This window comes from Paenibacillus sp. p3-SID1389, assembly GCF_025151705.1.
Classification (GTDB): Bacteria; Bacillota; Bacilli; order Paenibacillales; family Paenibacillaceae; genus Fontibacillus; species Fontibacillus phoenicis.
In genome coordinates this window covers 1-6,947 of the sequence record NZ_JALXVO010000090.1, presented here as the reverse complement: position 1 = coordinate 6,947, position 6,947 = coordinate 1, and the positions used below count along the sequence as shown (strand labels likewise).

Here is a 6,947-nt window from a genome sequence, read left to right as displayed (position 1 = left end):
CGTTTTGGGCCGAAATGAACTGCACTTTTACATCTAGAGGGGCATTTTTCCGTCTACAGCGGGAAATGAACTGCACTTTTGCAGTTGCGGGTGACGTTACAATGACAACCGACGATGCAATCGCAGGAGAGATACATTTACAACCGACATTGCAACCGCAGCCAACGGTACACTCGCAGTAGCCTACATCACAATCGCAACAGACGTTACAATCGCAGTCGATGTTACAAGAACGTTACAAGTCGGATATTTTTATGTGAAAGGTCTTCCCTATACTGAAGTCAACAGGGGGAACCGAATCAGCCGCCCCGAAACAACGGGGGTGAGCGGTATGGACGGCGACTCCTGTGGCAAAACGCAGGAGGTACCTGGAATGAAGCCCCCTATTGGCACCTATGCACTTCAACTTATGGCAGTAGCGCTTGTGTTGGTTATCGTGACGGCTTGCCAGAGGACGAGGTGAAGGTGGAAAAGACCCGACTGGTCAAACCCGGGACAGCGACGGAGGAAGCGCAATTCGCGTATGAGGTCTCGATCGTGAACCTGGTGACTGGCCAGACACGCCAGCCTGCGGGAGAGGAGAAACAGCAGATGGACGGCTACATGCTTGTGAAGGAGACCCCGTCTCCCGATGGCCAGTACCGTTTCATTCAGAAATGGAAGAATAAGTACACGGCCGACAACTTTGTAGAGAATCGTCAAACCGGGGAGATCATTCAAATCCCGGGGGATAACTACCTGGGGCTGGGCGGGTGGCTAAACGATGAAACGTACATTTTAGCTGCCGGATCGATGGAAGGCCGGGGATGAATGGCGTGTATATTTTTGACACCGGCTCCGGGCAAGTGTCCCCGCTCGCTCCTTATTACGCATCGGTCGATCCGCCTCCTCATGCGATCTATCCGTTCAGCTGGAGCCCATCGGGCAAACGGCTGGGCATTACGGTGGACGATCCGAAATCGCTGCTGGTCACTCAAGTGATCGATTTTAAGTAGAAAATTCAAATTCAAATTTATTAAGGGAGAGGAACTAACGATATGAACAACAACATGAAAAAATCAATTCTGGCTTTCGCCGTAGTAGGTATGACCTTATCCGGAGCTGCCGGAGTTTATGCCGGTACGAAATTGCAGAAAATCAACGCCTATCTGAACAACCAAATCAGCATCCAGGTCGATGGCAAAACCTATGCTCCAGTTGACGGGCAAGGCCGTCATTTAGCGCCGATTACCTATAACGGTATGACGTATTTGCCCGTTCGGGCGTTGGCAGACGTGCTGAAGGTCCCGGTAAATTATGATGCGAACAAACAACTGGTGCAGATCGGCAGCGAAACTTCGGAAACCCCAGGATCTGAGACCGGTTTAACTCCAGTGAAGTATACGAATGCCCAATTGGAAAAAATCAAAAAGGCGTTCGCCAAATTCGAATCCTTTGAAACGCCTTACGCGCCCCAGCAAATGGCCCAAGGAGATGCCTTCAAGATGGTGGGCGATTCGGATGACGGCGTGAATCTGATCTTTAATCATATGACGATTACAATTTCCCCGCGGGATTACGCCTATGGATATGAAGGGGAAACGGTCACCTTGTCCAACGGCACGAAAGCCAAATGGTACACACCATCCGACACGCCGATGCTGTCCTTCCAACTGGACGACCGGTTCGTTACATTGAGATCACCGGACGGGAAGTTAAGTTCGTCGCAACTGGAGGAGGTCGCCGTTACCGTTGCGAAGTTGAAATAAAGAGAGAGTAGTCAGAGAGAAGCGAAACAACGATAAACGATATGAAAAAGGTTAACCCATAAGGAATCACGGGAGGTCTGTCGGAGCAGGAATCTGTGTTGCTTCGGCAGGCTTTTTTATATTAGGCAAAAGTTAGGAAGTCGGCATTTACTTCCAGTCTTGTTCTAGACTAAGATAGGATTATTGGGCAAATTGAAGGTGATCTGAGGAGGGGAAGCGTAGATGAGTAAAAGAATCGAACAGCTGGAGCTCTTGCTGGAGAAGCTTTCAACAACGGTTAACAGTATCGATGAGGCACCATTTCAGAAGAAACCGTTGCCGGAGAAGTGGTCGAAGCTGGAAATCCTCGGACACTTGTGTGATTCCGCAGCCAATAACCATGTGCGGTTTATGAGGATCCTGACCACGGATGAGCCGGTCACATTCGAAGGATACGTACAGGATGAATGGGTGAGACGTCACGGGTATCAGCATCATTATGGGCGTGAGGAGCTTCTCTTGGTGTGGAACCAACTCAACGGGTTAATCCTGAATGCGCTGCGCAGTTCTGCCGAGACGGATTGGGAGAAACGGTGTTTTTTTACGGATGGCATCTCGATGACTCTTGAGGAATTGCTTGAAGATTATATTCGGCATGCGCGTCATCATCTGGGGCAAATCAGCGATCCTAAGCGTTAAATATTAGAGACACAACGATGGCAAAAAGAGAGGGAATCTTACGATGTCTGAGAATTTATCGACCAAGGAACCAGCATATGGCCGACGTCGCTTCACGCTGCAGGCGGACTGTGAGCAATGCTTTGGCTTGTGTTGTGCGGCCCTGCCTTTTGCGGCTTCGGTGGACTTCGCTGCAGACAAAGCGGCTGGACAGCCCTGCGGCCATTTGCGGGATGACTTCCGCTGCGGGATTCACGGCAGTCTGCAGGAGCAGGGGTACCGGGGGTGTACCTTTTATGACTGCTTTGGCGCAGGGCAACGAGTGTCTCAGGTGACTTTCGCCGGGTTAAGTTGGCGTCAGGTGCCCGGATCGGCAAAGCCGATGTTTGATGTGTTCCCGGTCATGTGGCAGCTGCATGAATTGCTCTGGTACTTGGATGAAGCGTTAAGTCTACCTCAGGTCAGCCATTTACATGAACGTTTGCGGATTCGTTATGACGAGACGGAACGGTTGACCTCCGCCAAGCTGGACGACTTGCTCAGCTATGATGTGGCAGCGCATCGCGCGAAGGTCAACGAGCTGCTGCTGGAGGTGAGCAAGCGCGTCCGCGCTGAAGCGCTGCGGAAGGCCGGAACTGCTTCCGGACGCCGCAGAAGCTTTGGGCGTGGTGCCGACTTGATCAGCGCCAAGCTGCGGGGCGCCGATTTGCGCGGCATATATTTAAGAGGTGCTTACCTGATCGCCGCGGATCTGCGGGGAGCGGACCTTCGCGGCGCCGACATGATTGGCGCAGACCTGCGGGATGCCGATGTAAGGGGAGCTGATCTATCAGAGAGCCTGTTCCTGACGCAAGCTCAGATCAATGCCGCCAAAGGAGACGCGGCTACCAAGCTGCCTCCCCTCCTCAAACGGCCCTTCTATTGGGAAGGGGCTTCGGGGAGGAAAGAAGCGAGATGAACGATTACCAGGAAAGGGTCGACCAGGTCTGCAAATATATCGATGCGCATTTGCATCACAAGCTCAATTTGGATCAATTGGCAGAATTGTCCCACTTCTCCAAGTATCATTTCTCGCGGATTTTTGCCTCGGTGACGGGGGAGACGCCGTTTGCGTACATCACCAAGCAGCGCTTAGCCCGGGCCGCGGCTTACTTGCGGGAGACCAACCAATCCGTGCTGGAAATTGCGCTGGGATGCGGGTTTGAGTCTGCTTCGAGCTTTAATGCGGCGTTCAAGAAGCACTTTGGTCGTACACCAACCGAGATGCGAGAGCAAGCCCGGCAAGATCGCAATATTTCGCAAGCGGACCGCAATCGGCAGGAAGCCGGTGCCGCGCCAAACCCTTATCATCAAACTGTAAAAAACAATTTATTGAGGAGGGTTTGGCAAATGCAAGCCACGATTGTAGAGCTTCCTTTGATGGAAGTCGCGTATGTGAGACATGTCGGAAGTTATCTGGAAACCTATCAGGCATGGGCAAAGTTAGGCATGTGGGCGGCGCAGCATCAGCTGTTTCCGCCGGAGCAATCTTTTATCGGGATATCTCTGGATGATCCGGCGGTAACCGAAGAGGAGGAATGCCGATACGATGCCTGCGTCACCGTACCGGATACGCTAAGCCGTGCGGATGCGCCGCCGGAGATCGGCTTCCAAACGCTGCCTGGAGGGCTTTATGCCAAGTTTTATTTTTATGATACACCGGATAAGCTTGCGCTGCTGTACCAGAGCATATTCGGAAATTGGCTGCCGGACAGCGAATACGATCCGGATGATCGATACTGCCTGGAGTTTAGCATGAACGATCCGGCGCAGGACCCGCAAGGCAAGGCGAAGGTCGATTTATACATTCCGATCAAAGCAAGGGCATAAGACAAAGAGATATTTTAAGGTGATAGAGAACACAACAGGAGGAGCCCCATGTCTTATACGCATATTTTATTCGACGCGGATGATACGTTATTTGATTACCCGAAGGCGGAAAACCACGCCTTGAGCCGGACGCTCACGGAGGCGGGAATCCCTTGCACCGACGAAGTGATGAAGGCGTACCAGACCATTAACCAGCAACTGTGGCGCGATTTGGAGCAAGGACTGGTGAAGCAGGCCGCTTTGCGGACAGAACGGTTCGCCAGACTGGTGCAGGAGCTCGGATTAACTCCCTGGACCCAGGTAGAGGAGATCAGTGAGCGTTATTTGGAACTGCTAGGGGAGGGAACCTTCCTGCTCGAAGGCGCTTATGAGCTCTGCCGCGATTTAAACGAAGCCGGGTTTCATCTGGCGATTATCACCAACGGCATCAAAAAGGTGCAGGCAAACCGAATTGCCGGATCGGCATTGGCGAAGATGTTCGAGGCCGTCATCGTTTCTGAAGACACGGGGTATTCGAAGCCGCATCCGGGGATTTTTGACTATGCGTTTGAAGCATTGGGGCTTCGGCCATCGGACAAAAGCCGGGTCTTAATCGTCGGTGATTCGTTGACTTCTGACATGAAGGGCGGTCTTAATTACGGGATCGATACTTGCTGGTATAACCCGTATCACCGCCCGAATACGCTTAATTTGCGGCCAACTTACGAGATTCGCCGCTTGGCCGAAGTCAAGACGTTGGTCGGAGTTGGGGGAAGTCCTTCGGTGGACCACTGAAAACAACCATCTGATCGTTTATCATTAGGGTGAGGAGTTGATAGGTATGGCCAGTGCAGGGATCATTGGGGTGCTTCCCGCCCTCCTATTCTTGTTCTATCTCGTTATCGCCGGCTTAGGTTTATATGCCTTGATTCTGTTTATTAAACTGGCCCGTCGGGGGATCGAAGCCCTGGATATTTATCTCCGGGACAACAGAGGAAGGTAACTCGAAATCGCGAAACCAAGGAGGGGCTAGTGCGTGGACGTTCGAATCGCACCCATTTTACCGTCTCAAAGCTCGCTGTTTTTTAATTTATTTCAGCTGTACTTGCATGATTTATCGGCGTTTACCGGCGAGGAACCGGGGGAAGACGGGCGATTTGATCTGGCGAACACTTACCTTTACTTGGAGCGGGAAGAACTGCATCCTTATTTCATCTATTGTTCGGGGAAAGTAGCCGGCTTCATTCTGGTTTGCGCCCCACCGTTTGTGCCCGAGGAGATCGACTTTACGGTGCAGGAGATGTTCGTGCTTCATAAATATCGCGGAGGAAAAACGGCGGAGACGGCCGCCTTCGAAATTTTGCGGCGCTTGAAGGGCCAAATCCGGGTGGAGCAGCTGCAGAATAACGCCATTGCTGTAGCTTTCTGGAAGAAGATTTACCGGAAACAAGGCATCTCTTTCGTCGAGACGATCGAACGCGTGGAAATCGAGGGGTTGCCCGGCCTCCACGAGGTTCTAGCTCAAACTTTCTCGTTGTAAACGAACGCGAATACTCGAATCGGTCTGAAATTATGTATAATGAGAAGACCAACGTATGACCCGGCCCCAGGAAGCAATGATCGGCGGCCGGGCATTTTTGTATTAAGGGGGGATCATCATGCATCTTTTTTCTGCGGACCGCGTGAAGTTCCATCAGAAGCAATCGCCCGTTCCAGAGTTCGCTTGGCATACGAGCGAGCGCTTGGCGGAGCTGGCTGGTTCCAAGCATTTGACGTTTGATATCCGTTCGCTGGATCCGGGGAAGTACTCCTTTCCTTATCATTTTCATCGCAATGCGGAGGAACTCTTCGTCATTCTGGAAGGCAGTGCGATGCTTCGGACGCCGGAAGGGCATCAGGAAGTACATGCCGGGGATATCGTGTTCTTCGAAATGGGGCCCTCGGGGGCGCACCAACTGTTTAACCATACGGAGAAGCCGTGCAAGTACCTGGATATCCGAACGAACATGGGGCTGGACGTTTGTGAATATCCTGATTCAGGGAAGATCAATATTTTACCCTACCAGGAAGTTTACGAGAGCGCCGGCCAAGTCGATTATTTCAAAGGCGAGGATCAGGTAGCCGCCAAGTGGGGAGCGAAGGAGAACGGGAAAGAGAATGAGTAACCAATGGAGAGATCTAGATGATTGAGATTAGAGAAATTCGAGTGGATGACGCTGAGCGTTTTTTGAAACTATGCCTGCAACTGGACCAAGAAACGAAATTTATGCTCTATGAACCGGGAGAACGTACCACGACGGCTGAGGAACAGCGGGAGCGGATTCAATCGATCCTGTCCGAGGTTGGCTCCACGATTCTGGTAGCGGAGGATCAAGGCCAGTTGGTTGGTTATTTGGCCGTGTTTGGCGGGCAGGCAAAGCGAACGAAGCATGTGGGTTACATCGTGGTTGGCATCACTCAAGCCTACTCGGGCAAAGGGATAGGAACACGCTTATTCCAGGCAGCTGAGGCATGGCGTGCGCAGACGGAGCTCACCAAGTTCGAGTTAACGGTGATGATCCCTAATGAACGGGCCGTTGCCCTGTACAAGAAAATGGGATTTGAAGTCGAGGGCGTCAAACGAAATTCGATTCGAGTGGATGGAAACTACGTTGATGAGTATTATATGGGCAAAATATTTGAGGCCTAATCCTA

The 6,947-nt window shown here is 51.8% G+C and carries 11 protein-coding genes; all 11 read left to right on the top strand.

What is annotated here, in order from left to right; genetic code table 11:
• Positions 1–465 precede the first annotated feature (465 nt).
• Positions 466–810 (top strand): hypothetical protein, encoded by a 345-nt coding sequence (locus M3G15_RS20900; protein ID WP_260071968.1) that lies wholly within the window; start codon positions 466–468, stop codon positions 808–810.
• Positions 807–995, top strand: coding sequence for a hypothetical protein (locus M3G15_RS20895; RefSeq protein WP_036643716.1), 189 nt, complete (start codon positions 807–809; stop codon positions 993–995). Before M3G15_RS20900 ends, M3G15_RS20895 begins: the two co-directional genes overlap by 4 nt.
• Positions 996–1,037: 42 nt before the next feature.
• Entirely contained in the window at positions 1,038–1,748 is a 711-nt protein-coding gene (locus M3G15_RS20890) for a stalk domain-containing protein (protein WP_009222901.1), read from the top strand.
• Between the two features lie 222 nt (positions 1,749–1,970).
• Positions 1,971–2,426: a DinB family protein gene (locus M3G15_RS20885; protein ID WP_260071967.1), complete on the top strand. Its 456-nt coding sequence runs from the start codon at positions 1,971–1,973 to the stop codon at positions 2,424–2,426.
• Between the two features lie 43 nt (positions 2,427–2,469).
• Positions 2,470–3,363, top strand: coding sequence for a pentapeptide repeat-containing protein (locus tag M3G15_RS20880; protein WP_036643718.1), 894 nt, complete (start codon positions 2,470–2,472; stop codon positions 3,361–3,363).
• Complete coding sequence (locus M3G15_RS20875; RefSeq protein ID WP_260071966.1) at positions 3,360–4,274, top strand: AraC family transcriptional regulator; 915 nt, start codon at positions 3,360–3,362, stop codon at positions 4,272–4,274. The genes M3G15_RS20880 and M3G15_RS20875 overlap by 4 nt, the downstream gene beginning before the upstream one ends.
• A 48-nt stretch (positions 4,275–4,322) precedes the next feature.
• A complete protein-coding gene (locus tag M3G15_RS20870; protein WP_260071965.1) occupies positions 4,323–5,048 on the top strand; it encodes a YjjG family noncanonical pyrimidine nucleotidase in 726 nt (241 codons plus the stop codon).
• Positions 5,049–5,094: 46 nt separating this feature from the next.
• Positions 5,095–5,256, top strand: a complete 162-nt coding sequence (locus M3G15_RS20865; protein WP_009222906.1) for a hypothetical protein — start codon at positions 5,095–5,097, stop codon at positions 5,254–5,256.
• A gap of 33 nt (positions 5,257–5,289) precedes the next feature.
• Positions 5,290–5,793 carry a GNAT family N-acetyltransferase gene (locus M3G15_RS20860; protein WP_009222907.1) on the top strand — a complete coding sequence of 168 codons (504 nt, stop codon included), beginning with the start codon at positions 5,290–5,292 and terminating at the stop codon, positions 5,791–5,793.
• A 118-nt stretch (positions 5,794–5,911) separates the two neighbouring features.
• Entirely contained in the window at positions 5,912–6,418 is a 507-nt protein-coding gene (locus tag M3G15_RS20855; protein ID WP_260071964.1) for a cupin domain-containing protein, read from the top strand.
• A gap of 17 nt (positions 6,419–6,435) precedes the next feature.
• Positions 6,436–6,942, top strand: coding sequence for a GNAT family N-acetyltransferase (locus M3G15_RS20850; RefSeq protein ID WP_260071963.1), 507 nt, complete (start codon positions 6,436–6,438; stop codon positions 6,940–6,942).
• The last annotated feature ends 5 nt before the right edge of the window (positions 6,943–6,947 follow it).

What these genes read in the sequence shown, in the direction of transcription:
- M3G15_RS20875 (WP_260071966.1), top strand. Translation starts at nt 3,360, where the DNA reads ATGAACGATTACCAGGAAAGGGTCGACCAGGTCTGCAAATATATCGAT.
- M3G15_RS20895 (WP_036643716.1), top strand. Translation starts at nt 807, where the DNA reads ATGAATGGCGTGTATATTTTTGACACCGGCTCCGGGCAAGTGTCCCCG.
- M3G15_RS20880 (WP_036643718.1), top strand. Translation starts at nt 2,470, where the DNA reads ATGTCTGAGAATTTATCGACCAAGGAACCAGCATATGGCCGACGTCGC.
- M3G15_RS20890 (WP_009222901.1), top strand. Translation starts at nt 1,038, where the DNA reads ATGAACAACAACATGAAAAAATCAATTCTGGCTTTCGCCGTAGTAGGT.
- M3G15_RS20850 (WP_260071963.1), top strand. Translation starts at nt 6,436, where the DNA reads ATGATTGAGATTAGAGAAATTCGAGTGGATGACGCTGAGCGTTTTTTG.
- M3G15_RS20870 (WP_260071965.1), top strand. Translation starts at nt 4,323, where the DNA reads ATGTCTTATACGCATATTTTATTCGACGCGGATGATACGTTATTTGAT.
- M3G15_RS20865 (WP_009222906.1), top strand. Translation starts at nt 5,095, where the DNA reads ATGGCCAGTGCAGGGATCATTGGGGTGCTTCCCGCCCTCCTATTCTTG.
- M3G15_RS20885 (WP_260071967.1), top strand. Translation starts at nt 1,971, where the DNA reads ATGAGTAAAAGAATCGAACAGCTGGAGCTCTTGCTGGAGAAGCTTTCA.
- M3G15_RS20855 (WP_260071964.1), top strand. Translation starts at nt 5,912, where the DNA reads ATGCATCTTTTTTCTGCGGACCGCGTGAAGTTCCATCAGAAGCAATCG.